The organism is Rhodospirillales bacterium (genome assembly GCA_023898765.1).
Lineage (GTDB): Bacteria > Pseudomonadota > Alphaproteobacteria > Micavibrionales > Micavibrionaceae.
The window spans coordinates 270336-293748 of record CP060238.1 but is presented as its reverse complement, the minus strand read 5'-3'; the positions used below and the strand labels follow the sequence as shown (position 1 = coordinate 293748).

General features: G+C 50.8%; 27 protein-coding genes and 1 tRNA gene. 19 read left to right on the top strand and 9 right to left on the bottom strand.

What is annotated here, in order from left to right:
• Positions 1-22: 22 nt before the first annotated feature.
• From H6853_01465 to recR, 5 genes are all read left to right on the top strand, one after another.
• Positions 23-2452 (top strand): DNA translocase FtsK 4TM domain-containing protein, encoded by a 2430-nt coding sequence (locus tag H6853_01465; GenBank protein USO04559.1) that lies wholly within the window; start codon positions 23-25, stop codon positions 2450-2452.
• Positions 2453-2546: 94 nt separating this feature from the next.
• On the top strand, positions 2547-3512 hold the full coding sequence (locus H6853_01460) for a hypothetical protein (GenBank protein ID USO03976.1): 966 nt from the start codon (positions 2547-2549) through the stop codon (positions 3510-3512).
• 20 nt (positions 3513-3532) lie between these two features.
• Positions 3533-4639: an SGNH/GDSL hydrolase family protein gene (locus H6853_01455; GenBank protein USO03975.1), complete on the top strand. Its 1107-nt coding sequence runs from the start codon at positions 3533-3535 to the stop codon at positions 4637-4639.
• Positions 4640-4706: 67 nt separating this feature from the next.
• Complete coding sequence (locus H6853_01450; GenBank protein ID USO03974.1) at positions 4707-5300, top strand: outer membrane lipoprotein carrier protein LolA; 594 nt, start codon at positions 4707-4709, stop codon at positions 5298-5300.
• 3 nt (positions 5301-5303) lie between these two features.
• The gene (gene recR, locus H6853_01445) at positions 5304-5897 is read left to right on the top strand and encodes a recombination protein RecR (GenBank protein ID USO03973.1); all 594 of its coding nucleotides are present in this window, start codon (positions 5304-5306) and stop codon (positions 5895-5897) included.
• Positions 5898-5912: 15 nt separating this feature from the next.
• Here the strand turns inward: recR and H6853_01440 are convergent, their stop codons facing one another.
• The 4 genes from H6853_01440 to H6853_01425 form a co-directional block, all read right to left on the bottom strand.
• Positions 5913-6254 carry a hypothetical protein gene (locus H6853_01440; protein ID USO03972.1) on the bottom strand — a complete coding sequence of 114 codons (342 nt, stop codon included), beginning with the start codon at positions 6252-6254 and terminating at the stop codon, positions 5913-5915.
• 101 nt (positions 6255-6355) lie between these two features.
• Positions 6356-7351 carry a hypothetical protein gene (locus H6853_01435; protein ID USO03971.1) on the bottom strand — a complete coding sequence of 332 codons (996 nt, stop codon included), beginning with the start codon at positions 7349-7351 and terminating at the stop codon, positions 6356-6358.
• Complete coding sequence (locus H6853_01430) at positions 7352-7684, bottom strand: hypothetical protein (GenBank protein ID USO03970.1); 333 nt, start codon at positions 7682-7684, stop codon at positions 7352-7354.
• A 231-nt stretch (positions 7685-7915) separates the two neighbouring features.
• On the bottom strand, positions 7916-8749 hold the full coding sequence (locus H6853_01425) for a diguanylate cyclase (protein USO03969.1): 834 nt from the start codon (positions 8747-8749) through the stop codon (positions 7916-7918).
• A gap of 174 nt (positions 8750-8923) precedes the next feature.
• Here H6853_01425 and H6853_01420 point away from each other — a divergent pair.
• The 8 genes from H6853_01420 to rpoN all read left to right on the top strand — a co-directional run bounded on the left by H6853_01420 (position 8924) and on the right by rpoN (position 15134).
• A tRNA-Leu gene (locus tag H6853_01420) sits at positions 8924-9010 on the top strand.
• Positions 9011-9030: 20 nt separating this feature from the next.
• Positions 9031-9642 carry a ribonuclease D gene (locus H6853_01415; GenBank protein USO03968.1) on the top strand — a complete coding sequence of 204 codons (612 nt, stop codon included), beginning with the start codon at positions 9031-9033 and terminating at the stop codon, positions 9640-9642.
• Positions 9643-9652: 10 nt separating this feature from the next.
• A complete protein-coding gene (locus H6853_01410; GenBank protein USO03967.1) occupies positions 9653-10663 on the top strand; it encodes a KpsF/GutQ family sugar-phosphate isomerase in 1011 nt (336 codons plus the stop codon).
• 11 nt (positions 10664-10674) lie between these two features.
• Complete coding sequence (gene lptC / locus H6853_01405) at positions 10675-11370, top strand: LPS export ABC transporter periplasmic protein LptC (GenBank protein ID USO03966.1); 696 nt, start codon at positions 10675-10677, stop codon at positions 11368-11370.
• Positions 11367-12245 (top strand): ostA-like family protein, encoded by an 879-nt coding sequence (locus tag H6853_01400; GenBank protein USO03965.1) that lies wholly within the window; start codon positions 11367-11369, stop codon positions 12243-12245. Before lptC ends, H6853_01400 begins: the two co-directional genes overlap by 4 nt.
• A complete protein-coding gene (locus tag H6853_01395) occupies positions 12242-12886 on the top strand; it encodes a LysE family transporter (GenBank protein USO03964.1) in 645 nt (214 codons plus the stop codon). The genes H6853_01400 and H6853_01395 overlap by 4 nt, the downstream gene beginning before the upstream one ends.
• Positions 12883-13632 carry an LPS export ABC transporter ATP-binding protein gene (lptB, locus tag H6853_01390; protein ID USO03963.1) on the top strand — a complete coding sequence of 250 codons (750 nt, stop codon included), beginning with the start codon at positions 12883-12885 and terminating at the stop codon, positions 13630-13632. Before H6853_01395 ends, lptB begins: the two co-directional genes overlap by 4 nt.
• A gap of 29 nt (positions 13633-13661) precedes the next feature.
• Positions 13662-15134, top strand: coding sequence for an RNA polymerase factor sigma-54 (rpoN, locus tag H6853_01385; protein ID USO03962.1), 1473 nt, complete (start codon positions 13662-13664; stop codon positions 15132-15134).
• Here the strand turns inward: rpoN and murI are convergent.
• Entirely contained in the window at positions 15119-15949 is an 831-nt protein-coding gene (murI, locus tag H6853_01380; protein USO03961.1) for a glutamate racemase, read from the bottom strand. The two genes, rpoN and murI, sit on opposite strands and share 16 nt — an antisense overlap.
• A gap of 75 nt (positions 15950-16024) precedes the next feature.
• Here murI and raiA point away from each other — a divergent pair, with 75 nt between their 5' ends.
• Together raiA and H6853_01370 are read left to right on the top strand one after the other, a co-directional pair.
• A complete protein-coding gene (gene raiA, locus H6853_01375) occupies positions 16025-16642 on the top strand; it encodes a ribosome-associated translation inhibitor RaiA (GenBank protein USO03960.1) in 618 nt (205 codons plus the stop codon).
• A 158-nt stretch (positions 16643-16800) separates the two neighbouring features.
• Positions 16801-17268 carry a PTS sugar transporter subunit IIA gene (locus H6853_01370; GenBank protein ID USO03959.1) on the top strand — a complete coding sequence of 156 codons (468 nt, stop codon included), beginning with the start codon at positions 16801-16803 and terminating at the stop codon, positions 17266-17268.
• Between the two features lies 1 nt (position 17269).
• Here H6853_01370 and H6853_01365 read toward each other — a convergent pair whose 3' ends face one another.
• The 3 genes from H6853_01365 to H6853_01355 form a co-directional block, all read right to left on the bottom strand.
• Positions 17270-17497: a DUF1150 family protein gene (locus H6853_01365; protein ID USO03958.1), complete on the bottom strand. Its 228-nt coding sequence runs from the start codon at positions 17495-17497 to the stop codon at positions 17270-17272.
• A gap of 53 nt (positions 17498-17550) precedes the next feature.
• The gene (locus H6853_01360) at positions 17551-18042 is read right to left on the bottom strand and encodes an Hsp20 family protein (GenBank protein ID USO03957.1); all 492 of its coding nucleotides are present in this window, start codon (positions 18040-18042) and stop codon (positions 17551-17553) included.
• 123 nt (positions 18043-18165) lie between these two features.
• A complete protein-coding gene (locus H6853_01355) occupies positions 18166-18348 on the bottom strand; it encodes a zinc-finger domain-containing protein (protein USO03956.1) in 183 nt (60 codons plus the stop codon).
• Between the two features lie 81 nt (positions 18349-18429).
• Between H6853_01355 and H6853_01350 the strand changes: the two genes are divergently transcribed.
• Together H6853_01350 and H6853_01345 are read left to right on the top strand one after the other, a co-directional pair.
• Positions 18430-18819: a hypothetical protein gene (locus H6853_01350; protein USO03955.1), complete on the top strand. Its 390-nt coding sequence runs from the start codon at positions 18430-18432 to the stop codon at positions 18817-18819.
• 38 nt (positions 18820-18857) lie between these two features.
• On the top strand, positions 18858-19595 hold the full coding sequence (locus H6853_01345; protein USO03954.1) for a hypothetical protein: 738 nt from the start codon (positions 18858-18860) through the stop codon (positions 19593-19595).
• 21 nt (positions 19596-19616) lie between these two features.
• Here H6853_01345 and H6853_01340 read toward each other — a convergent pair whose 3' ends face one another.
• Complete coding sequence (locus H6853_01340; protein ID USO03953.1) at positions 19617-20810, bottom strand: NAD(P)/FAD-dependent oxidoreductase; 1194 nt, start codon at positions 20808-20810, stop codon at positions 19617-19619.
• Between the two features lie 252 nt (positions 20811-21062).
• Here H6853_01340 and H6853_01335 point away from each other — a divergent pair, with 252 nt between their 5' ends.
• Together H6853_01335 and H6853_01330 are read left to right on the top strand one after the other, a co-directional pair.
• Positions 21063-21551, top strand: a complete 489-nt coding sequence (locus H6853_01335; protein USO03952.1) for a histone H1-like repetitive region-containing protein — start codon at positions 21063-21065, stop codon at positions 21549-21551.
• Between the two features lie 134 nt (positions 21552-21685).
• Positions 21686-23389, top strand: a complete 1704-nt coding sequence (locus H6853_01330) for a carboxypeptidase M32 (protein USO03951.1) — start codon at positions 21686-21688, stop codon at positions 23387-23389.
• The last annotated feature ends 24 nt before the right edge of the window (positions 23390-23413 follow it).

Below are 23413 nucleotides of genomic sequence, written 5' to 3'. Positions count from 1 at the left end.
CCTTCAGCACTCTCTTTCGAATATGGCCCGTAAATATAAAATCAAACGTAAAAAACAAAGCCTTTTGATCCGCTTTTTGCCCGAAGCCGTTCAGGCTTTTCTGGCACGGCGGATTATCGACGGGGTGGGGCTTGGCCTGCTTCTGTCCGGGGGGGCAATCCTGCTTTCCATTTTAAGCTATGACGCCGGCGATCCCTCCTGGAATACGGCCGGCGCGGTTTCCGGCGGTATTTCCAATTGGCTGGGCCGGCCCGGCGCGGCGCTGTCCGATCTTCTTCTTCAGACATTGGGTCTGGGCGGCGTGCTGTTTGGTCTGGTTTTTCTGGCTTGGGGGATAAGCATTTTGAAGCGGCGGCCTTTGCGCCCGTTTTCTTTCCGTGTTGTCATGCTCGTTTTAAGCGGAATCACCGCTTCGATCGCTCTGGCCCGTCTTCCTTCGGGCGGGTGGCTGCCCCAGGCCTATCTGGGAGGAAGTGCCGGACAGATTATGCTGCAATATCTGGTAGACAATATTCAAAAAACCGGCGTTGGGTATAGCCATACTTTGGGAGCGCTCACTTCCGGGGCGCTGGCCTTAGCGGCGCTTCCGCTCGCACTGGCCCTGCAAAAAGGGGAACTGCGCTGGATGCTTTCCTGCCTGTGGGTGGCCGCTCTTACAGCCGTATATTTTCTACTTGATAAAGCGCAGGCGTTTTACGGGTGGGTCCGGCATTATGGCGATCCTTCCTATGTACCGGAAAAAATGAAAAAACGCGTCCTCCCGGCCATCACCGTTCCGCGCCTGAGCGAAAACGAACCCGTCCTGCTCGAATCCTCTCTTGAGAACGCCCTGCCTTCTCCGGCGGCAAATAACATCAGGGTCGTAACACCGTCTTTTTCTTCCACGGAAGGGCATGCCCAGCAGACGCGTTTCCAGCTCTTTGACGGGGGGGAATGGGAACTGCCGTCTCTCGATCTCCTTCAGGAACTTCCCGAAGACCATGATAGAGGCCAGCCGGATGAAAACGCGCTGCGGATGAATGCGGAGCTTTTGCAAAACGTATTGGGCGATTTCAATGTCAGCGGCGAAATCGTCAGTATTCACCCCGGCCCTGTTGTAACATTGTATGAACTGGAACCCTCGCCGGGCACAAAGACCTCTCGCGTTATCGGATTGTCGGATGATATTGCCCGGTCCATGTCCGCCATTTCCGTCCGGGCCGCCGTTGTGCCGGGCCGGAACGTCATTGGCATTGAGCTTCCCAATCTGGAACGGCAAACCGTTTATCTGCGCGAGCTTCTGGCTACATCGGCTTATGAAAAAACAAAGGCCAATTTACCGCTTATTCTGGGAAAAGATATTGGGGGACAGCCTGTCATCGCAGATCTGGCCCGCATGCCGCATCTTCTGGTCGCAGGGACGACAGGCTCCGGAAAATCGGTCGCGATCAATACGATGATCATGTCCCTTATTTATGCTCTGCCGCCGGAAAAATGCCGATTCATCATGATCGATCCGAAGATGCTGGAATTGTCCGTCTATGACGATATTCCCCATCTTCTCTCTCCCGTTGTCACCGAACCCGGCAAGGCGGTCGTTGCGCTGAAGTGGGTGGTGCAGGAAATGGAAGAGCGCTACCGCGCGATGTCCAAACTCGGCGTCCGAAACATTGACGGCTATAATGCGCGGCTGGCGGAGGCCCGAAAAAAAGGCGAAGCGCTTATGCGCAAAATCCAGACAGGTTTTGACCCTGAAACCGGAAAACCGGTCTATGAGGAACAGCCGCTCGACCTTACGGACCTGCCTTATATTGTTGTGATCGTGGACGAGTTTGCGGATTTGATGCTGGTGGCCGGAAAAGACGTTGAAAATGCCATCCAGCGGCTGGCGCAAATGGCGCGGGCCGCAGGTATTCATATCATCATGGCGACGCAGCGGCCGTCCGTTGATGTTATTACGGGCGTTATTAAAGCGAATTTTCCAACACGGATTTCCTTTTCCGTGACGTCTAAAATTGATTCGCGGACCATTCTGGGCGAAGGCGGGGCCGAGCAGCTGTTGGGAATGGGTGACATGCTCTATATGGCCGCCGGCGGACAGATTCAGCGCGTACACGGCCCGTTTGCTTCGGATGAGGATATTGAGAATGTTGTAAATTTCCTCAAAAGTCAGGCGGAGCCGGCCTATCTGGAAGATATCACCGACGGCAGCGGCGATTTCGAGGGCAGCGATGTCATGGCGGCCATGTTTGGTGAAGACGACGAGTCTTCCGTCGATGCGCTGTATGACCAGGCGGTGGCGCTGGTCGCCCGTGAACGCAAGGCTTCCACCAGTTTTGTCCAGCGCCATTTGCAAATTGGGTATAACCGGGCGGCGCGGATCGTCGAGGAAATGGAGCGTCAGGGCGTTATCGGCCCCGCCAATAATGTCGGCAAGCGTGAAGTTCTTGTCGGGGACGTCTCTGCCGCGTAAAAGATCCATACGATTATCATGCAATCCTTCCCTGCGTGTGTGATGCGTACGCGGCGAAGAGGCTTAAATATTATTTGGAGGAAACACCCGTACAATGGATGTGCTTGGAATAGGGCTGGCGAATATTGATCTGGTGGCGCACGTCACGGACAGTTTTCTGGAACGCTACCGGATTGAAAAAGGGCAGGCCAAAAAGCTCGATTGTCTGGAATTTGGGCGTTTACGGGCGGATCTGCCCTCTTTTCGTGCGGTTGCAGGCGGATGCGCGGCGAATACGCTTTGCGGTTTGTCTTCGGCCGGCCTTAAAACCCGGTTTTACGGCAAAATAGGGTCCGATTCTTTTGAATCCCTGTACCGCGCATCTTTCCGGCATTACGGCGTGGAATACAAGGTCAAGGCGTCGAAGGAAGAGTCGTCGCAATGCGCCGTTCTGGTTTCGCCGGATGGAAACCGAAGCTTTGCCTATATGCAGGGCGCAAGCTGGCAGCTTGGCTGCGATGATTTTGATTTTCAGGACATCTGGAGTGCGCGATTCGTTTACGCAGAAATTTACGCCATGGAATTTGGCAAAGTGGGCAGCGTATGGCCTTTTCTTGTCAATAACCTGAGGCAATCGAAAACGCCGCTTATCCTGAAGGTGATAGATCGTGAATATGCGCGGCTTTACAGCAGCGCTCTTTTCGCTTTGGCAGAGGAAGGCATTCTAACGATGATCGTGGGCAACGGGGATAATCTGCCTGCGCTTGTCGGAAAAGAAACAGTGGAGGAAGCGGCCCGCGCGTTCCAAAAATGGTCCTGCGCTGTTTTACTGACGGACGGCCCCGAAAATGTACACTATATCTGTCAAAACGTTCATGTTGAACAAAAGCCGGTTCCCGTTCATACGCCCGGAAATACCTCCGGTGCGGGCGACCAGTTTGTCGCCGGTTATATCGAAGGCATGTTGAGCGAACTGTCTTTACAGGACCGTCTGGGGTTGGCGGAGCGGCGGGCGAAGGAAATTCTGATGCAGGAATCCCCGAGGCCGCCTTTGAGCGGGCTGCAGGGCATAGCTTTTTGAGCGGAGGGTTGAACGAAAAAGTGAAAACATATTCTCCCTTTACGCTTGCGCTTGCCGCTGCCGCGCTGTCCGTTTTTATAACGCTGGCTCTGCTTGAAACGGCTCTTCAGGTCTTGCCTGTACGGTCCTACATACCCTTTTCTCCCGTTACGGCAGAAAACCCGGCTCTCCGGTACAAGGCCGATATTCCCTACCGTTATGCGGCAGGATGGGATTTCGATGCCTATAATCGCGGGCAAACAAATGTGCAAGGCTATGTCAGTGATTTTGACTATGTCGAGGACGACCCCTCCCCCCTCATCGCCGTCATCGGGGATTCCTACGTCGAAGCCCGCATGATTCCGTTTCAAAAGACAATGCAGGAACAGCTTCGAAAAAAACTGGGCAGCGGCGTACGCGTTTATAATTTTGCAATAGGCGGCGCGCCGCTCAGCCAGTATTTAATCTTTGCACGGCATGCGAAGGAAAAATATCACCCTGATTTTCTGATTGTGAATATCGTTTCCAATGATTTTGACGAAAGCCTTCTGCGGTATAAAAACTTGCCACGCTTTCATTATTTTGTCTTCGATACACAAGACGATATTCACCCGAAACTTGTGCCTTATAACCCTTCATGGGTTAAGGAGATTGTCTCCCGGTCCGCCCTTGTCCGCTATCTTTACTTTCACCTGAATTTTGAAAGGACGGTGAACAGGATCCTTTTTTCCTTGCGTAAAAAGGAACGTACAGCCGAGCCTGCCGATGCAAAAAATGAAAAGGATGTTTTGTCAAAGCGGGCCATAGACGTTTTTTTGAAGCTTTTGCCCGAATATTCCGGTTTGCCGAAAAGCCGGATTTTACTGGTTGTGGATGGACAGCGCCAGAGTATTTATACGGGGGAAGCGGAAGATATTCGTCAGGAAAGCTATTTCGGCCGGATGCGGACCCACCTGATACGTCAGGCCGGACATAGCGGGTATGAAATCATCGATATGCATCCTGTTTTTGAAAGACACTATGCGGCGCACGGCCAAAAGTTCCAGTTTGAAAAAGACGGGCACTGGAACACTCTGGCCCACCGTCTGGCAGCGCAGGAAATTTTAGAAAACCCCGCCTTGGCGCCTTTTAAAAACAAGGAACGATAAAAAACCCAATTTCCACCTTTCTTTGGCCGTCTTTTTCTTTTATCAACACAGGATGCGGATTTTATTTTTGACAGCTTTGGTTTTTCTTGGCCTGCATGTCCTGCCGGCGCATGCCCGGGATTTGAATCCTGACGCCCTGAAAGCCCAGAATTACCTGCGGGACCTCAAAACCGCCAAAGCCGATTTTATCCAGCGCTCAAGTCTGGGCGGGCGGCTGTCCGGCACATTCTATCTGGATCGTCCCGGCCGTCTGCGCTTTGAATATAACGAAGTTGGAGACTTTATCGTTGCGGACGGATTCTTTATTTATTTCTACGATTCGCAGATGGAAGAGCAGACGAACGCCCCCATCGGACAAACGCTGGCCGATTTTCTCCTGCGCAAAGACCTGACCTTTCAAGACGATCTTGTCGTTCAGGAAACGTACAGAAAAGGCGGGTACAGCTTTGTTACGCTTGTGCAGGAAGACGATCCGCAGGCCGGAAGCGTACAGCTTATCTTTTCTGAAATTCCCTACGCTCTGCGCAAATGGCGCGTGACGGACCCCCAAGGCGAAACGACCGAGATCGAGCTTAAAAATATGGAGCGCGATATAGATTTGCCCAACACACTTTTTGGATATCTCGATCCAAACAAGGGGAAGAAAAGGTTTAACGATTAAGAGATGCCGGACGGCCCACTCGATAAACTGGTCAAACAGCTTGCTGCCCTTCCGGGACTGGGCTCCCGCTCGGCCAAACGCATGGCCCTGCACCTTCTGACCCATAAGGAGGAGCTTATGATTCCTCTGGCGGAGTCCCTGAAGGAAACGGCGCAAACCGTCCGGACATGCCGGATTTGTAACACGCTCGATAGCTGCGATCCCTGCCGGATATGCCGTGATTCAAAGCGCAGGCATGAGACGATCTGCGTGGTCGGAAATGTCGCGGACCTGTGGGCCATTGAACGCACGGGATATTATCAGGATCTTTATCATGTTCTGGGCGGTGTTTTGTCGGCGCTGGATGGTGTAGGGCCGGAGGATTTATCCATAGACCCTCTCGTTGAGCGCGTGAGAGAGAATAACATACAGGAAGTTATTCTGGCTCTCGGCGCGACCGTTGACGGACAAACCACCGCGCATGTCATCATGGACCGTCTGCACGATCTGGACGTGAACGTCACCCGTCTGGCGCATGGGGTTCCCGTGGGCGGAGAACTGGACTATCTGGATGACGGCACAATCGCGACCGCCCTGAAATCCCGCTCACGCCTGTAACGCCCGCCGCCGCTTTTATTCTTTTTCCGAGATATAAAGCGTACAATCCTGATCGGCGCGCAAAGCCGCCACATGCGTATAGCGTACGCCTTTTCCACCGCCGCCGCTAATGGCCACGTCGTAGTAAGTGTCTGCAGGGAAATAATGGTCCGAGGTTCCTGCGCTCACGCTGCTGTCTCCGAATTTAAGATAGACGGGGCCCGTAGCGTACAGGCTGATGACTTTTGTGTCTTCGTCAAAAGCGCTCGCGTTGCGGGCGGATGTTGCGCTGACGGCAACGCTATGGGCAGCGTCATCCTTCATGCGTAACGCCGGAATAGTGTTATTGTCTGAATCTTTCGGCAATAAGGTTGTCATTGTTTTTCTCCTTTTTCTTGTGAAACAAAAACCCCGCCAAAAGGCGGGGTAAAATAGGTACAATTCGGGTGATGTGGCCCTATAATGTTCTCTTTTTGTTCCTAAGTCAAGGGTTTTTCCCGGGGATATTGAAAGCCTGCGTGTCCCCAGCACAGGCAAATCATCACAATTCCGCAGAAAAACAGGCTTTGCGTATAGGCCGTATGCAGCCAAAAACTGTCTATCAGGAACAAAATCAGCAAGCATATCAGTCCGCAAAGCGCGATCAGGCGGCGGTCGGGCCGTTGCACGAAAAACCGCAGCAGGGAAAAAGCGGCCGGGACAAAAAGCGCATAAACGAGCAGCACACCCGTTACGCCCTGCTCGACCAGGCGTGTCCAAAGCGTGGAGCCTCCTTCTTTCAGTTCGGGAGATATGGAGACAAGCATGTCAACGGATCCGGTTCCCGCGCCTCTGGCATGGAAAAACGCCGGATAGGAGGCATGTTCGACGGTGCCGTAGCGGACGAGCAAAAGAGCCGTTCCCAGACATAAAACGGGCAAAAGGATTAAAGCGGCCTGTCTGACATGTTCCGGTTTATAGGCGTAACTATGGGCAAGAAAACCGGCGATCCCCGTACAGAAAAGAAAAGCGATCTGCCGAAAAAAAAGGGGGGCGTTTATATGTGTTTCGGACCCGTTTTCCTGTCCGAGGGCTTCCCAAAATTTTTCGAGGGAAATCCGGAGGTCCTGCAGATTTTCCGGATAGGAAGGAAAGAAGCTGTTGATCATGGTCCAGCCGAATAAGAGGACCGCCAGAAAAAAACAGACCAGAATATCCATATGATTCAACCGCCGGGCCCCGGTATTTGCAGCCATTCTTTCCACTTTTTTCAAGGCGGCCAGAAGTCTGGCGGGCAGGGATGTTCTGCGTGGCGGATATTTGTCCGGCTCATCCAGAGTTGAAAAGCGCCAAAATCCAAGCACTCCCATGGCGCCCATCGCCATGCCGGACGACCACAGGCTATCGGGGGAAACCGAAAAAAGAATCCCTGTCAAAAGGACGAAAAGAAGGAAAAAGAAAAAGCTGCCTTGCTCTGTTTCAAGCGTGCGAAACATTTAAAAAGAAAATACGCGCGCCCGCGCCAGCCGGATATCCGAATGCGGTTTATCTTCCGGGCCCTGCCCGCTTAAATGCGCGGCGATCTCTTCGGCCTGGCGGGCGGCATCAAAACGCCCTTCCCGTTCGAAAATTTCCGCCAGGGCGCGCCAGCTCCGGACATCGGAAGCGTTCAGGCGCACAGATCGGAGAAGTGTATTGCGCGCCAGCGAGAGAAGATAGCCTTCCGAAGCGCTTTGCAAATCTTCTGCCTGTGTCTGCTGAAAGTAAGAATGTCCTGCCTGCGCCAGTTTCTCCGCCCGGTTTTGCGGGCTTTGGAAAAGGCACAGCATGAAGCCCGCCCCCGCGCCAAAAAGGCACAGGGCAGATAAAATTTTTGGAAGGGGACAAAGACCTTCCTGACCAAAAATTTTGCCGAAACAATGCCGGGACATAAAAAGAGCTCCGAAAAACCGGTTAAACAAAAAAGAATGACGCTCTTCTTTTGTACGCCAGAAAAGCGCGAAGCTCATAGAAGGAATCAAAAAAGGAGGCTTATCCCTGTGGATATAAATCCGGGAAATTTATTCGCCGGATTCATATTCTTTTTTTACAAGAAGATGCTCGGCTTCAAGCTGCCCTGAAGGCAGGTTGACAAGGCGCACCGATATCTGGACGGATTTGCATTTTGGCGGGGCGATTTCGTCCAGTTCCTCCAGTCCGGCTGCAAAACGCGATGCGGCTTCGATCTGTTCGGTATCGGTGAGCGGGCGCTGGAGCAAAAGAGTGTACTGGTTCTTTCCGGTCTGTCCGATGATATCGCTTTGCCGCCGCATCTGGGCCAGATGAAACGCCATTTTTGAAACCGCATAATCCGCAGCGTATGCCCCAAAATCAATTTTAAGGTCGTCATAGTTTTCGACCGTGATAATCACCACATAAGCCCGTTCTCCGTACCGGCCGGAACGGTCGATGGCAGAGCGGAAAATCTGGTTGAAAGCGGATTTTGAGATGACACCGCCTGCGCTTGGAAAATCTTCGCTGTCGTCTCCCATCCACCGGATTAAAGAACTCATGCGCTCTGCATTATGGGCTTTTTCTTTAGCGTCCGCGTCCCCTATCGGTTTTTGCAGGACGTCATTGCACCCTATTTTAACCGCGTCTTCCCGCGCTGTGTTCTGGGACAGGAGAACAAGATATGTATAGGCGGACAAAATCCGCCGGATTTCCAGCATAAGCGGTCTTGCATCGGTCAGCGGGGCCGGATCAAAGAAAACGGCCTCAAAAGTTTCTTTTTTCATGCGGGCCACCGCTTCGTTTTTCACAGATTCCCGAACGACTTCATAGCCTTCATCCTCCAGCCTGGAACCAAGCATCTGTGCAGAAACTTCATCACGGTCAATGACAAGAATTTTCATAGGTTATGTCTCTTTTCTATTTGCCCTTTTTGTTTGCTCTGGGGGAGCCTAGCTTTTTTCCATTCTGAACGGAAGAGCCTTAAAAATAAACAAAAAGAATTGTGCGCACTAGATTATTTGACATTCCCATGGCCCTACGTTAGATAGTGGAGCTTGTTTTGAGGCCATTGATAAGCCCAGATGGCGGAATTGGTAGACGCGCTAGCTTCAGGTGCTAGTGACCGTATGGTCGTGGAGGTTCGAGTCCTCTTCTGGGCACCATTTTTGAGCGATGTGATAAAATGACCGTTACCCTTCATAAAAATGACCTTCCCGCAGATCTTTCCTTTAAAGAATCCGTTGCCATTGATACCGAGGCGATGGGGCTGAAAACAGAGCGGGACCGTTTATGCCTTGTACAGCTTTCCTCAGGGGACGGGACTGCTCACCTTATCCAGTTTGACAAGGGATGTTACGATGCTCCCAATCTTAAAAAACTGTTGCTGGACGAGAATGTCACGAAACTGTTTCATTTTGCCCGCTTTGATGTGGCCATTTTAAAGGCTTATCTTGGCGTCGAATGTACGCCCATATATTGTACGAAAATTGCTTCAAGGCTTTGCCGTACGTACACGGACCGGCATGGCCTGAAAGACCTTACGCGCCATCTTCTGGACGTGAATTTGGACAAGCAGCAGCAGACATCTGACTGGGGGGCGGAAATCCTGACGGAAGAACAAATTACGTATGCCGCAAGCGATGTCCTTTACCTGCACGCGCTCAGGGAAAAACTGGACGAGATCCTGGAGCGCGAAGGGCGTACGCTCCTGTTTGAGCGTGTATGCGAGGCTCTGAAAGTTCGTGCGGCTCTTGACCTTGAAGGCTGGGGCGACACGGATATTTTTGCACATTAAGGGGTTCAAAATGCGTATGGCTGCTATAAAAAAAGATAATCACACGAATGCCGATCTCAAAATGGCGCAGCGGGTCCTTCAGACGGAAGTTGAGGGGCTGGAAGCCTTGGCGGCGACGCTGGATGAGAATTTTCCGGCAGCCGTTGACGCCATTCATTCTATGAAAAATGAGCGCAGGGGCCGGTTGATCGTTGCCGGAATCGGAAAAAGCGGCCATGTCGCACGCAAAATTGTCGCCACGCTGGCGTCCACCGGAACCCCTTCGCATTTTGTGCATCCCGGTGAAGCCAGCCACGGCGATCTGGGCATGGTCACGGAAGCCGATGTCGTTCTCATGATTTCGAATTCCGGGGAAAATCCGGAACTTTCGGATATGATCGCGTATACGCGCCGTTTTGGCATAACGCTCATCGGCATGACCAGCCGCCCTGAAAGCGCGCTGGCCAGACATTCCGACATATTGCTGTTGCTGCCCCGGTCGCCGGAGGCTTGCCCCAACGGCCTTGCGCCGACCACCTCCACCACCATGATGATGGCGCTGGGGGACGCTTTGGCTGTTGTTTTGCTGGAGCGGATGGGCCTCACGCCGGAGCAGTTTGGCGTTTTTCATCCCGGCGGCAAAATCGGCCAGCGGCTGGTGAGAGTGGCAGAGATTATGCACGGTTTGAAAGACCTGCCGATTGTGCCGGAGAGCGCGACAATGGAAACGGCTCTTCTCGAACTTACCGGCAAAAATCTGGGCTGTACGCTTGTCGTAGATGGACAGGGCGCTCTGAAGGGCATTATCACAGACGGTGACTTAAAACGGCACATGGCGCCGGACCTTCTTCAAAAATCCGTAACAGATGTGATGAGCGCCAATCCCAAAACCATTCGCCATGACGCGCTTGCTGCCGAGGCCCTTAAAATTATGACAGGTGTTTCGGGCCAATACATAACGTCCCTGATTGTTCTGGATGAAAACGGGGCCTTGACGGGTCTTATTCGTTTGCAGGACTGTTTGCAAAAAGGCATTGCATAAAAAGGGACAGTATGGACAGCGCTCAAAATCCAACAGGTTTGAATAAATCCGAACGACTTGAACAGATAGCTGTCCCTTTTAAAAAAACAGAAGTTAACCGGGCTTATACCTCTTTTGTCCGGTGGATGCGGATTCTTTTGCCTCTTTCGGCGCTGGCCCTGATTGCGATTGTGTTTGCCTGGCCCGATATGGAGAAAAAAATCGAGCCTGTCCGGAAAGAAGAAATCCTTCCCAAAGCCATTAAAGCGCAGAATGAACTAATCAAACCGCGTTTCGAAAGTACGGATCGTAAAAAACAACCCTTTACCGTTACGGCTGTCACGGCGCGGCAAAACGAAGAAAATCCCGAACTGGTCTATCTTGAAAAGCCCGTAGCGGATATGCTGTTGAATAATGGTGCACGGGTGTCGGGAAAAGCGGATAAGGGGATTTACGAACAGCAGACGGAAAAGCTTTTTCTGGAAGGGCATGTCAGGCTTCTTCATGACAGCGGCTATGAGCTTGAAGCTGAAGAAATGCGCATCGATATGAAAACGCGGGAGGCTTTTTCAGATAAGGCGGTCTATGTCCACGGGCCTGCCGGAACCGTAAAGGCCGTTGGTTTGAAAGCGCTCGCACAGGAAGAGCTTCTCGTTTTTAACGGGCCGGCGACCCTGACTCTGAAAGCCGGGCAAGACGGGTTCGAACTTGGAAAGGCGCTTCCATGAAAACCAAAAAAATAAGGGACACTATACTGGTTTTTTGTCTGCTTGCCCTGCCCGCCGAAGGGCGTGCACAGCAAAATCCGGCCGGGCCAAACCCCGGAAGCGATGACCCTGTAGAAATTACGGCGGGACAGACGCTCGAATGGCACCGCGGGGCCAAACAGTTCATTGCAAGGGGACAGGTTGTCGCGGCGCAGGGGGATGTTTCCCTTCACTGTGAAACTCTCAGCGCCGATTACCGTGAAAACACGCAATCCTCAATGGAAATCTGGCAATTGACCGCGCAGGAGAATGTACGTATTCAGGATAAAACCACGACGGCTTTCGGGGACCGGGCGGTTTATGACATAGATAAAGGCTATGCGGTGCTGACAGGGAAAAATCTGAAGCTGCAATCGCCGGATCAAACCGTCACGGCGCAGGACCGCCTTGAATACTGGAGCGCCAAAGGCGAAGCGCAGGCCGTCGGGCATGCCAAAGTGGTCCGGGGGAAAGACACGATTTATGCGGACAGGCTTCGGGCTGTTTTTAAAGAAAATGCGCAGGGAAAACAGGAGGTTGAGATTCTGGAAGCTCTTGGAAACGTCGTCATTGTCACGCCGAGTGAAAAACTTTTCGGCGATAAGGGGATCTACCGGGCGGCAAGCAACAAGGCGGAACTTATTGGAAATGTACGTATTGAACGCGGCCCCAACAAACTGGAGGGAAGCCGCGCAGAAGTTGATCTGACAACGGAAGTCAGTAAAATTTTCGGCGCGCCGGAGAGCGGAGGACGCGTACGGGGCGTTTTTTATCCCGGCAGCGAAAAGAAATCCGGACCTTCACCGCTGTTGCAGGTGCCGCAAAACAATTCAGGGACAGGATATAAAGCGCAATGACGGAATTCTGGCTGAACTGGATATTGCTTGCATCTGTCTTCGGCGTTGCCCTGATCTCGCCGGGGCCGGATTTTGTGATGGCGGTGCGTAATTCCATCCTTTACACCCGTAAAACGGGCATTTTCACGGCCGCAGGTTTTGGTTTGGGGGTGGGCGTTCATATTTTTTATACGCTGGTCGGCATTGCGGCCGTCATATCCCAATCCATTTTTTTGTTCAGCCTGATTAAATATGCGGGGGCGGCCTATCTTTTTTATATCGGCTTTAAGGCTCTCAGATCGAAAGGATTTCACGCAAGCGCTGCGGGCGCGTCTTCGAAAAGCCAAAGTCTTTCTCCTGTACAGGCTTTGTGGAGCGGTTTTTTGACCAACCTCCTGAATCCGAAAGCGACCCTGTTTTTTCTGGCTGTTTTTACCCAGTTCATCGGGCCGCACACCCCCCTGGCGGCGCAGATATTTTATGGCTTAACCTGTATGATGATGACGTTTTCCTGGTTCGGCCTTGTGGCGCTTGTTTTGACAAACCCTGCCCTTAAATCTATCTTTCTGGGGGCCTCACGCTGGATTGACCGGATTTGCGGCACATTGATGATCGGGCTGGGGCTTCGGCTGGCCTTTACAAAAGGGAACGCACATTTATGACTTTGGGCCATCTTAGAGCCGTTTCAAAAGGCCTTACCGCCAGGCATCTGTCCAAAAGCTACAGCAAGCGGCCTGTTTTGCATGACGTAAACCTGCATATTGAGCGGGGAGAAGCTGTGGCCCTTTTGGGGCCGAACGGCGCCGGCAAAACGACCAGCTTCTATATTATGACGGGCCTGATTGACGCCGATAGCGGCTCTATCCAGCTGAACGGGCAGGATATTACGGGCCTGCCCATGTATCGCCGGGCAAGGCTGGGGATTGGATACCTGCCGCAGGAAGCCTCCATTTTCCGGGGGCTAAACGTGGAAGACAATCTTCGGGCCGTTATTCAGGCCCAAAATCTCGAACGCGACGAGCAGGAAAAGCTTTTGGAAGAGCTGCTGGCGGAATTTTCAATCGGGCATTTACGCCGCGCACCTTCTATGGCGCTGTCGGGCGGCGAGCGGCGGCGCGTTGAAATCGCCCGGGCTCTGGCCAGCCGTCCCCAGTTTATGTTGCTGGATGAGCCTTTGGCCGGGATTGATCCCATTGCCGTGGGCGATATACGGAATCTGATCGGTTATCTCAAGACCAAGGGAATCGGCGTTCTTATTACCGACCACAATGTGCGCGACTGTCTCGAAATCGTGGATCGGGCGTATATCCTGCATGACGGGCGTGTTTTAATGGAAGGGGTCCCGGAAGATATCGTGGCCCATGAAGACGTCCGAAAAGTCTATCTGGGCGAAGGGTTTTCGCTGTAATCCGCCCGTACTCATGGTAGAATGGTCTTATGAGTAATATTTCCCAGCGCCTCGATCTGCGCCAGTCTCAAAATCTTGTTATGACCCCGCAATTGCAGCAGGCCATCAAGCTGTTGCAATTGAGCAATGTCGAGCTTTCGGAATTTGTGGAAGAAGAGCTGGCCGAAAACCCGCTTTTAGAGAAAAAAGAGTCCGAAGAAACGTCTGAATTGCCGGAAAAAGAATCGGAAGACCTCTCCGATACGCTTCAGGATAAATTTGACGAAAGCTGGACAGGCAATGAGACGGAAGCGGCATCCGAACAGGATTTTAGCAGCGCCGGTTCGTCCATGATGGACACGGGTGCCGGCGGGAGTCAGACCTTCGATACGCTGGACAATGCTTTTGAGAATTCGATTTCCAAACCTGACAGTTTGCGGGAGCATCTTCTGAAACAGCTTCACGTCAGTTTTGAAGATCCGCGTGACCAGATGATTGGCGCTCTTTTGATCGACCTTGTGGACGAAGCCGGGTATTTGCGCGCGGATACGCAGGAACTTTCCGGACGGCTGGATTGTTCCGAAGAGCGTATTACCCATCTGATGGACGAAATGAGAGGCTTTGATCCAACGGGTGTGTTTGCCCGCGACCTGCAGGATTGTCTGGCCCTACAACTTGAAGAACAGGGTAAGCTGGATGGCCCGATGAAAATCCTGCTGGAAAACCTGACCCTGCTGGCCGATCACGACCATACGGCCCTGGCCAAAAAATGCGACGTGAACGAAACGTATTTGCAGGATATGATTGGCGACATTCGCGCCCTGAATCCCAAGCCGGCGGAGAATTTCAGCCACGAGATCGTCCAGACCGTTATCCCGGACGTTTTGATGAAACGTCTGCCCAAACATCTGGGCGGCGGCTGGCGGGTGGAGCTTAACGGCGAAACACTGCCAAAAGTTCTGATTAACAATGAATATTACACGCAGGTTGCCGGTGCGGCTAAAAGCAAGAAGGACAAGGAATATTTGTCGAATCAACTGGCTTCGGCCAGCTGGCTCGTTAAAGCGCTGGATCAACGCGCACAGACAATTGTCAAAGTTGCCGGCGAAATCGTCGAACGGCAGGATGCTTTTTTTAATTACGGAATTGAATTTTTGGTGCCGCTGACCCTGAAGGATATCGCTGAGGTGATAGACATGCATGAAAGTACGGTCAGCCGTGTCACCAGCAACAAATTTATCGGGACGCCGCGCGGCATTTTCGAACTGAAATATTTCTTTACGACGGCTCTGGCCGGCGCAGACGGGGTTTCCCATTCTTCCGAAAGCGTCAGGGCCCGCATTCAAACCCTGATTGCGGAAGAAGATCCGCACAAAGTTCTTTCGGATGACAAGATCGTGGACAGGCTCCGGAAAGACGGCATCGATATTGCCAGACGTACGGTCGCCAAATACCGCGAATCCCTGAACATTCCTTCTTCCGTGCAGCGCCGCCGCCGAAAAAAGAATCAGGAAAAAGGATAAACGGCTTTTTGGGCGGGGGTGTGCTCCTGTCCCATAAATTTATTGATATTTTTCATGAAACCGGAATTCAGGTCTGTCGCCATGATTGAAAAACGGCCGTTTTTGGACAGCTTGTTTTCTATCTCGGGATGACGCGCCAGATAATCTTTCAGTTTCGGAGGGATAATGTCGTCCTGGGAGAGCAAATCGACCTTGTTGTCGGTCAGGCGTCTGATGCGGTCCTTCAGGGCAACGTAATGCGTACATCCCAGAATGAGACAATCGATTTTTTCGGCCAGAAGGTGGACCAGATAATCCTGCAACACCATATCCAGGTATTTCTCTCCGCTATGTTCGATGAGAGGCACGAGAAGAGGCGTCGGCAGTCCAAAAATTCTCGCTTTCGGTGTGATTTTGGAGATTTCCTCTTCGTAAACATTTGAACGGATTGTATATTCCGTCGCAATCAGTCCTATTTTTTTGGAACCGTGTTCTATGGCCACTTCCAGCGTCGGAACGACAACGCTTAAAATCCTCTTCTCCGGATGTTCTTTTGGCAAAAACTCCCGTTGCAATGTCCGGACGGCGGCCACACTTGCCGTGTTACAGGCCACAATAACGATCTCGCAATTACATTTTTCGATAAGATAGCGCATCCCTGCCCGGCTTAAGGCAAGAATGGATTCAGATGAGCGACCGCCATAGGGAACGTTCAGCGTATCGCCTAAATAGACGTAATCATACTCCGGCAGGGCATTCCTGATGGCGCCGGCAATGTAAAGCCCTCCCAGCCCCGAATCAAATATCCCAATTGTCTTCTTGCCGCCGTTTTCCATCTTTGCTATTGCTTTTCTTAAAAGAAAAGCCGAATTCCCGTATTTAAGTATTTTTAAACATAGAAGGTGAATATAATGCAACTGAGCGTACACGGAAAGCAAATGGATGTCGGTGATGCACTGCGCGAGCACGTTACCGGAAAACTGGAAGATATCAGCCAGAAATACTTTAACCACGCGACAGACGCCAATGTGACCTTCTCTCCCGAAGGGCATGGTCACGGGGTTATTAAAACGCATATTTCCATCCGTATTGGCAAAGATATCATGGTTATTGCCAGCGCAGAAGATGCGGATCCTTATGCTTCTTTCGACAAAGCTTCCGATAAAGTTGCCAAGCAGCTTCGTCGGTATAAAAAACGTCTGCGGGACCACCATGAGCGTTTGGAAACTTCTGCGATCCTCGAGGCACGGGAACATGTCATCTCTGCCGAATCGGAAGATGAGGACGAAGATGAAAAAGCGCATGATGCTGCGCCGCTTGTTGTTGCCGAAATGGCAACCAACATCCAGACCATGGCTGTTTCCGAAGCTGTCATGCGGCTGAATCTTTCCGGTCAGCCTGCCTTTTTGTTTCGCAATGCAAATCACAATGGCCTGAACATGGTTTACCGCCGTGAAGACGGTAATGTCGGGTGGGTTGATCCGCAAGGAAACGACGCGTCTGCAAAAACTAATAAAAAATCGGCTTGAGCGTTTTTAAGCTTTTCCAAAGATAAAGTTAGGAACTTAAAAAGCTCTGGAAAAACGGCCATTTTTTCGTGCGCTGCATGACAGATAGGGGGTTGTGCGAGCTGCTGAAATGGGTATAAGGGGCAACGTATCTTACACGCACAAAGGTAGGAAAAACGATGCCGTATAACCGTTCCGGTTTTTCATTTGACTTGGTTTTGCCGTCTTTAAAACTGACGGATAAGAAGCAGGTTCTTCAGACTATTGCGGAAGAGACGTCAAAAATTATCGGCATACGCGAGAAACTTTTATACAGCCGTTTGGCAAAAATAGACTCGGCACAAAACGCAAATGCCGAAGAGGGCGTTTTGCTTCTGGATTTGAAAGTTTCGGCTTTGACGCAATCCTTTATGGTGCTTGCCCCTCTTGAAAAGCCTGTGAATTTTGGTGCCGGAAATTATGCCATAGATCTGGTTTGCGTCCTGCTTTCACCGGAACATGAAGATATCCAGCATTTGCAAAAACTCGCAAGCTGGTCGCGGTTGCTGCATAATTCCAGTTTTTGCGAAGGACTCCGCAGTGCGAATGACGAGGACGATGTCCGCATGACACTGCGGTCGGTCAACAGCCGGATGCGTGCAGCTTGATTTAATGCAAGGTTACGGCGTGCAGGTTATGGTGCCAGACGGACACAAGGGCCGTGTCGAGAGAATCCATCACTGAAATCTGCGTTCCGTCTGCGGCGTGAACCGAATAAGGCGCCGCGCTGCCTTCCCGCCGCTTTATATAGGCGATCTCGTTGAGCCCAACATCCAGAAGTTCCTGCTGGGATAACTTTCTCAGGAAATCACGGGTTGATTCAGGCTTATGATTCATTTTATTTGACCACCCTTTCACAGGGAATATTACACGAAAATATTACCAAAAGGTTACTTATCTTTGTTTATGTTCCGGCCGGCACTGTTTTCGATATCAATCGCCTGCATGGACCGTCCGTCATTTTGAGAAGAAATCTCGATTTTCCGGGCGTTGGATTCCGGCGGAACTTGTTCCATATCAATATGCAAAAGACCGTTATCCAGGGAAGCTCCCAGGACCTCTATGCCGTCTGCCAAAACAAAACTGCGCTGGAACTGGCGGGCGGCAATGCCGCGGTGCAAATAGATGCGCGCGGCGTCCTTATCCTCCTCGCTTTGTTTCCCGCAGATTGTGAGCTGGTTATGTTCGAGTTCAATATCCAGATCTTCCATGGTGAATCCGGCCACGGCCAGTGTGATACGCAGGCCGTTTTCACCAATTTGTTCAATATTGTAAGGGGGATAGCCTTCACCTGTGCTCTTGCGCACACGATTGAGCCTTTTTTCAAAATCATCAAAGCCCAGAAACATCGGGCTATCGAACAAGGACAGTCTTGTATCCATCTACTCCTCCATTTGAGCAAGCAATCTTCGCAGAAGGCCCGATATCGGCGCCTCCTGTAACGTCTAGGGATAATATAAGGAAAAAGGGGCCCCAAAATCAAGTTTTGGGACAAAAAGCTGTTTTCAGTCTGTTTTTTTAACAAATTTCTGCCCGCAATAACCGCACTGAACCTCGGATTGACCGTTAAAGCCATACCAGACTTGCGGGTGACCGAAGGGTCCGTTTCCGCCGTCACACATGATTTCATCGGTATCTTTTTCGACAAGAACGGGGGCCGGCTGTTTTTCTTTCGTCTGTTTGGACATGGGATATCTTTACGTTTTGTTATCTATTCCGGGGTTAAATTGACACGACAAACGCCGTTAAACAAGTCTTTAACAAAAGTCATGAATACAAAAAACATCCATTTTACAGACAGCCCGGCCATCAAGGGACGGGAGGCCAAATACGAGGTGGTTGAAATAGATACCCGTTTGGCGCTGAAAAGCTGGAAAAACTCTTTGTTCAGCTTTGAATGGCTTACCAGAGAGGGCGCTATTCGGGACGCGGAAGATCTTCCTCTGCGGGAGTATGAAAAACGCAAAATCGTTGAAAAACAGCTCTCCGAAGGCCAGTCGCTGGAGCGTCCGGTTTTGGGCATCGGGCTGATGGATAATATCGAAATCGGGGCCGGGCGGGCCGTTTTCCTTACGTTGGCCGCGCAGGGCCATGCCCGGATCCCTGTGCATATTTCAAAAGCCAACATAAAAGAATTCAAAGCTTTCAGGGCAGGATAACTGTTTTTTTGTGCCGTTTTTCATGTACACTGAAAGGCATGATAGAAAACAGGAAAAAAGAAAACTCCAAAGAAAAAGGCTCTGCTATTATTTACATTCTGGTTGCTGTGGCGCTTCTGGGGGCGCTTTCCTTTGCTGTTTCCAAAGGCAGCCGTACGAACACGAGCACGTTGAGCGACCAGCAGGCCAAAATCGCGGCGAACGAAATTATTTCTTACGGCAATACGGTTGCCAAGGCGGTTGGGACCCTCCGCCTGCGCGGCTGTACAGATATTCAAATCAGTTTTGAAAACCCCCTTTATACCGTTTATACGAATCCCAGCGCCCCGGCGGACAAATCCTGTCATGTTTTCGATCTGGCGGGCGGAAAGGTAAGTTATCAAGCGCCGGACGAGGACTGGCTGGATTCAAGCAAATCTGCCGTTGCCGAGTATGGAAACCTTATTGTGAACGGGGACAACAAAGTGTCCGGAATTGCGGATGCCGCTGAGGAGGAGCTTGTAGCCATTATATCTGCGCTTTCACAAAAAATTTGTCTGGAGATTAACAATAAACTTGGCGTCTCCAATCCGGGAGATGTTCCACCGACAGATACAAACGGCATTACGGAAGGAACCAAATTCGTGGGGACTTATGGTGCTTCCAGTTCCACGATAGGAGATGCCGGAACGTCTTCCACGGCTCTTTTGGGGAAAACGAGCGGCTGCGTTCACGAAACGGCAGGTTGTAGCGGAACGGATTGTTACCACTTTTATCAGGTCCTTATCGCCCGTTAAACGGATCGGACCTGTAAAATGTCAAAGGGCGGTTCCGCAGGCATGGCCGGATGCCCAGGCCCATTGAAAATTATGACCGCCCAGGTGCCCCGTTACGTCTACGACTTCCCCGATAAAATAAAGACCGGGCACTTTTTTGCTTTCAAATGTTTTGGAGGAAAGCTCATCCGTATCCACGCCGCCGCCTGTAACTTCGGCCGTGCGAAAGCCTTCCGTGCCGTTCGGCTGGAGAGTCCAATTATTGACGATATTTGCCACCGCCTTTAACTTTTTGTCCGATAAATCGGCGATACGCCCGTCATGGCCGGATCGAACCGCGATACTTTGAGCCAGACGTGCCGGTAAATATTTTTCAAGAAGGGTATGAAGCATTTGTTTTGGCTGCATGCTGCGGTCTTTTTTCAGTTGTTCGAACATATCCATATCCGGAAGCATATTCAGGGTAATGCTTTGCCCCGGTGACCAGTAGGAAGAGATTTGCAAAATGGCAGGGCCGCTTAACCCGCGATGTGTGAACAAGACCGCTTCCCGAAAACTTGTATGGCCGCAGGTAACGACGGCTTCTTCGATTGAAAGACCGGAAAGGGATTTTGTCATCTGCAGGATATCGTCCGTAAATGTCAAAGGGACGAGGGCCGGAGAAGGGGGAATGACGTTTAGTCCAAACTGTCGCGCGATTTTATATCCGAATCCGCTTGCGCCCATTTTGGGGATAGAACGTCCTCCGCAGGCGATGACGAGAGACGAACAGATATATGTGCCGGAGTTCGTTGTGACTTCAAACCCGCTTTTTGCTTTTTCAACGGCCTTTATTTCTGTCTCCATATGAATTTTTACAGCGGCTTTCTGACAGTCCAAAAGAAGCATATCGACGATTTGGGCAGACGAATCATTACAGAATAATTGGCCCGATTTTTTGCCCTGATTTTTTTCGTGCCATGAAATTTTATGCTCATCGACCATTTTAATGAAGTCTTGCGGGCAAAAACGGCTTAAGGCCGATTTGCAAAAATGGGGGTTGGAGGAGATAAAATTTTCAGGGGTGCAGTGCAGGTTTGTGAAGTTGCATTTCCCGCCGCCGGAGATGCGTATTTTCTCCGCCGGTTTTTTGGCATGATCTAGAACAATTACCGCTTTTCTGCGCCTTCCGGCGTGTATCGCGCACATCAATCCGGCGGCGCCTGCCCCGATAACAAGAACGTCTGTTTGATTCATTTTGCCTCGCATCTTCTCAAAATATTTACATTTTAAGTATGGTTTAAGAAGCGGTTTTTGTTTGGTGTCCTATAGGATAGAAAGACACGAAAGGGGATATTGTAAAAAAAATGCAAAAGGGATTTTGTTTTTATGAAATTTATTTTATACTTACCACCGTGTATACGATTTTTGTTCTAAACACTTTCTTAACTATATCTGACTAACATTCAAAAAAAGTTCTAAACCAATCCGAGGAGATGGAGAATTACTATGGCTACAGCTAAGAAAAAAAAGCCGGCCGCTAAAAAGGTCGCAACGAAGAAAAAAACAATCGCGAAAATGGCAACCGCGGTTGTAAAGAAAGCAGCTGCGAAGAAAAAACCTGCTGCTAAAAAGAAAACAGCTGCTCAATCGGCAACGAAAAAAGTAGCTGCTGCAAGAAAATCTGCTGCTAAAAAACCTGCTGCTAAAAAAGCAGCTCCTAAAAAGACAGCCGCTAAAAAACCGGCCGCCAAAAAAGCAGCTCCTAAGAAAAAAGTAGCCGCTAAAAAACCGGCCGCCAAAAAAGCAGCTCCCAAGAAAAAAGTAGCGGCTAAAAAACCGGCCGCCAAAAAAGCAGCTCCCAAGAAAAAAGTAGCCGCTAAAAAACCGGCCGCTAAAAAAGCAGCTCCTAAAAAGACAGCCGCTAAAAAACCGGCCGCTAAAAAAGCAGCTCCTAAAAAGACAGCCGCTAAAAAGAAAGCAGCTCCTAAGAAATAATTTTTCTTTATGAAGAATTTAAATTACCCGCTTTTGGATATTTCCTGAAGCGGGTAATTTTTTGGACATAAGCGCGTCAATATGTTCTTATGGTCCCTGAAGGGTTACCGATTTCACGGTTTTATGTTTCTTGCATGAAATTTAAATTTAAATGGTTCAACAGGTTGATTGGAAGGCTTTCCAAAGGCTCTTTCTTTCATTTTATGGGCTCTTTGTGGAAAAAAGAGCGGCATGCTCCCTTGAAATTGCCGGCGCCGAACAAGCCGGAGGATGCGTCTAAAACAAAGCAATACGAAGCCCACCCATCGAAAGCCTATATGGACCTGAAAATGAGGTTTCGGGATACCGGACGTTTCAGCGCCGTTATTGAAATGCTGGGGCGGGATTTTTTAACGGCGATGCCGGAAGGGGCTTATAAAAGCCGTTTGGGACAAATGGCCTTTTTGTACCGCCGGATGCATGAAGAACTGGCGAATGAAGAAGTCGCCGCATTGATTGAAGAGGCGCATGCCCACGAAAAGAAAGCGCCTCGCGATTGGGACGACTGGGACAGGGCCAATCTGCGTGAGATGGAAAATATGTACCGGCATCACTGCCAGGTCGATCCAGACCTTATGGAAAGACGTGCTTATCTTTCCTACGAGGGCCGGAAAACGCATTCCGAGGTTTTAAAAAACAATGATTGGGAATCCGCCCGCCCGTTTCTGGAAGACATGATTGATCTTCAACGCAAGATCGGCGAATCCAAATGTTTGCGGGACAACGATCATAAGGAAGATAGCGCCTATCAGGCGTTGATGCGGGAATATATTCCGGGTGCGAGATTGTCTGATGTGGATTATTTGTTCGGACGTCTGGAAGATAAACTGGGAGAGCTTTTACCTCAAATTTTGGAAAAACAGGCGCAAATGTCGCCTCCTGTTCCTCTGAAAGGGCCGTTTTCGACGGACCAGCAGATGTGGCTGAACCGTTCGCTTTTGAAAGTGATGGGGTTTGATTTTGACCGGGGCGGTTTGTATGAAACTGGCCACAATCCTGTCGAGGGGGGCACGCCGGACGATACGCGCCTTGTGATAAAATGCGCGAACGAGAATAATTTTTTAGGGACCATGAAAAGCGCCCTGCATGAAGGGGGGCACGGCATTTATATTCAGGGGCTCCCAAGGGATATCTGGCGGTACCAGCCTGTAGGGCAGGATATGGGGGCGGCCGTGCATGAGTCGCAAGCGCTCCTGATCGATATGATTTTGGGCCGGACAAAAGAATTTTTCGAATATTTGTCTCCCCGGGCGGAAGGTCTGTTTCAAAGATTTGGTGATCCGGCCATGACACCGGAAAACCTCTACAAGACGCGGACCTGGGTCCAAAAAACCGTCAACAGGCGCGAAGCGGACGAAGTGACTTATTTCCTGCATGTCCTGTTTCGCACGCAACTGGAGCGGGATTTGATCGCCGGACGGCTTGAAGTCAAAGACCTTCCCGACGCCTGGAATGCGTCCATGAAAAAATATCTGGGCATTGAACCGAAAACAAACGCTGAAGGCTGTTTGCAGGATGTGCACTGGTTTGTCGGAAAATTCGGCTATTTTCCTTCTTATACGCTGGGACATATGATAGCCGCGCAAATACACAACCGGATGAAGCGCGATCTTCAGAATATTCCGGACCTTATGCGTCAGGGCAATTTTTTGCCTGTTCAGGGATGGCTGCATGATAATATCCATATGCAAGGCCGTCTCAAGACGACAGACGAACTGATGGAAAGCGTCACAGGGGCCTCTCTTGGTATAGGCCCTCTGACCGGTCATCTGAAAGAGCGGTATCTGGGCGTCGCTTAAGGCGTGACAAAGCGTATAGCCGGC

Excerpts from the sequence above, each read along its gene's own strand:
- lptB (USO03963.1), top strand. The coding sequence starts at position 12,883 with ATGACTTTGGGCCATCTTAGAGCCGTTTCAAAAGGCCTTACCGCCAGG.
- recR (USO03973.1), top strand. The coding sequence starts at position 5,304 with ATGCCGGACGGCCCACTCGATAAACTGGTCAAACAGCTTGCTGCCCTT.
- H6853_01410 (USO03967.1), top strand. The coding sequence starts at position 9,653 with ATGCGTATGGCTGCTATAAAAAAAGATAATCACACGAATGCCGATCTC.
- H6853_01395 (USO03964.1), top strand. The coding sequence starts at position 12,242 with ATGACGGAATTCTGGCTGAACTGGATATTGCTTGCATCTGTCTTCGGC.
- H6853_01360 (USO03957.1), bottom strand. The coding sequence starts at position 18,042 with ATGGATACAAGACTGTCCTTGTTCGATAGCCCGATGTTTCTGGGCTTT.
- H6853_01350 (USO03955.1), top strand. The coding sequence starts at position 18,430 with ATGAATACAAAAAACATCCATTTTACAGACAGCCCGGCCATCAAGGGA.
- H6853_01370 (USO03959.1), top strand. The coding sequence starts at position 16,801 with ATGCCGTATAACCGTTCCGGTTTTTCATTTGACTTGGTTTTGCCGTCT.
- H6853_01435 (USO03971.1), bottom strand. The coding sequence starts at position 7,351 with ATGTTTCGCACGCTTGAAACAGAGCAAGGCAGCTTTTTCTTTTTCCTT.
- H6853_01430 (USO03970.1), bottom strand. The coding sequence starts at position 7,684 with ATGCTGTGCCTTTTCCAAAGCCCGCAAAACCGGGCGGAGAAACTGGCG.
- H6853_01355 (USO03956.1), bottom strand. The coding sequence starts at position 18,348 with ATGTCCAAACAGACGAAAGAAAAACAGCCGGCCCCCGTTCTTGTCGAA.
- H6853_01465 (USO04559.1), top strand. The coding sequence starts at position 23 with ATGGCCCGTAAATATAAAATCAAACGTAAAAAACAAAGCCTTTTGATC.
- H6853_01340 (USO03953.1), bottom strand. The coding sequence starts at position 20,810 with ATGAATCAAACAGACGTTCTTGTTATCGGGGCAGGCGCCGCCGGATTG.
- murI (USO03961.1), bottom strand. The coding sequence starts at position 15,949 with ATGGAAAACGGCGGCAAGAAGACAATTGGGATATTTGATTCGGGGCTG.
- H6853_01330 (USO03951.1), top strand. The coding sequence starts at position 21,686 with ATGAAATTTAAATTTAAATGGTTCAACAGGTTGATTGGAAGGCTTTCC.
- H6853_01415 (USO03968.1), top strand. The coding sequence starts at position 9,031 with ATGACCGTTACCCTTCATAAAAATGACCTTCCCGCAGATCTTTCCTTT.
- H6853_01335 (USO03952.1), top strand. The coding sequence starts at position 21,063 with ATGGCTACAGCTAAGAAAAAAAAGCCGGCCGCTAAAAAGGTCGCAACG.
- lptC (USO03966.1), top strand. The coding sequence starts at position 10,675 with ATGGACAGCGCTCAAAATCCAACAGGTTTGAATAAATCCGAACGACTT.
- H6853_01425 (USO03969.1), bottom strand. The coding sequence starts at position 8,749 with ATGAAAATTCTTGTCATTGACCGTGATGAAGTTTCTGCACAGATGCTT.
- raiA (USO03960.1), top strand. The coding sequence starts at position 16,025 with ATGCAACTGAGCGTACACGGAAAGCAAATGGATGTCGGTGATGCACTG.
- H6853_01460 (USO03976.1), top strand. The coding sequence starts at position 2,547 with ATGGATGTGCTTGGAATAGGGCTGGCGAATATTGATCTGGTGGCGCAC.
- rpoN (USO03962.1), top strand. The coding sequence starts at position 13,662 with ATGAGTAATATTTCCCAGCGCCTCGATCTGCGCCAGTCTCAAAATCTT.
- H6853_01440 (USO03972.1), bottom strand. The coding sequence starts at position 6,254 with ATGACAACCTTATTGCCGAAAGATTCAGACAATAACACTATTCCGGCG.
- H6853_01345 (USO03954.1), top strand. The coding sequence starts at position 18,858 with ATGATAGAAAACAGGAAAAAAGAAAACTCCAAAGAAAAAGGCTCTGCT.
- H6853_01400 (USO03965.1), top strand. The coding sequence starts at position 11,367 with ATGAAAACCAAAAAAATAAGGGACACTATACTGGTTTTTTGTCTGCTT.
- H6853_01365 (USO03958.1), bottom strand. The coding sequence starts at position 17,497 with ATGAATCATAAGCCTGAATCAACCCGTGATTTCCTGAGAAAGTTATCC.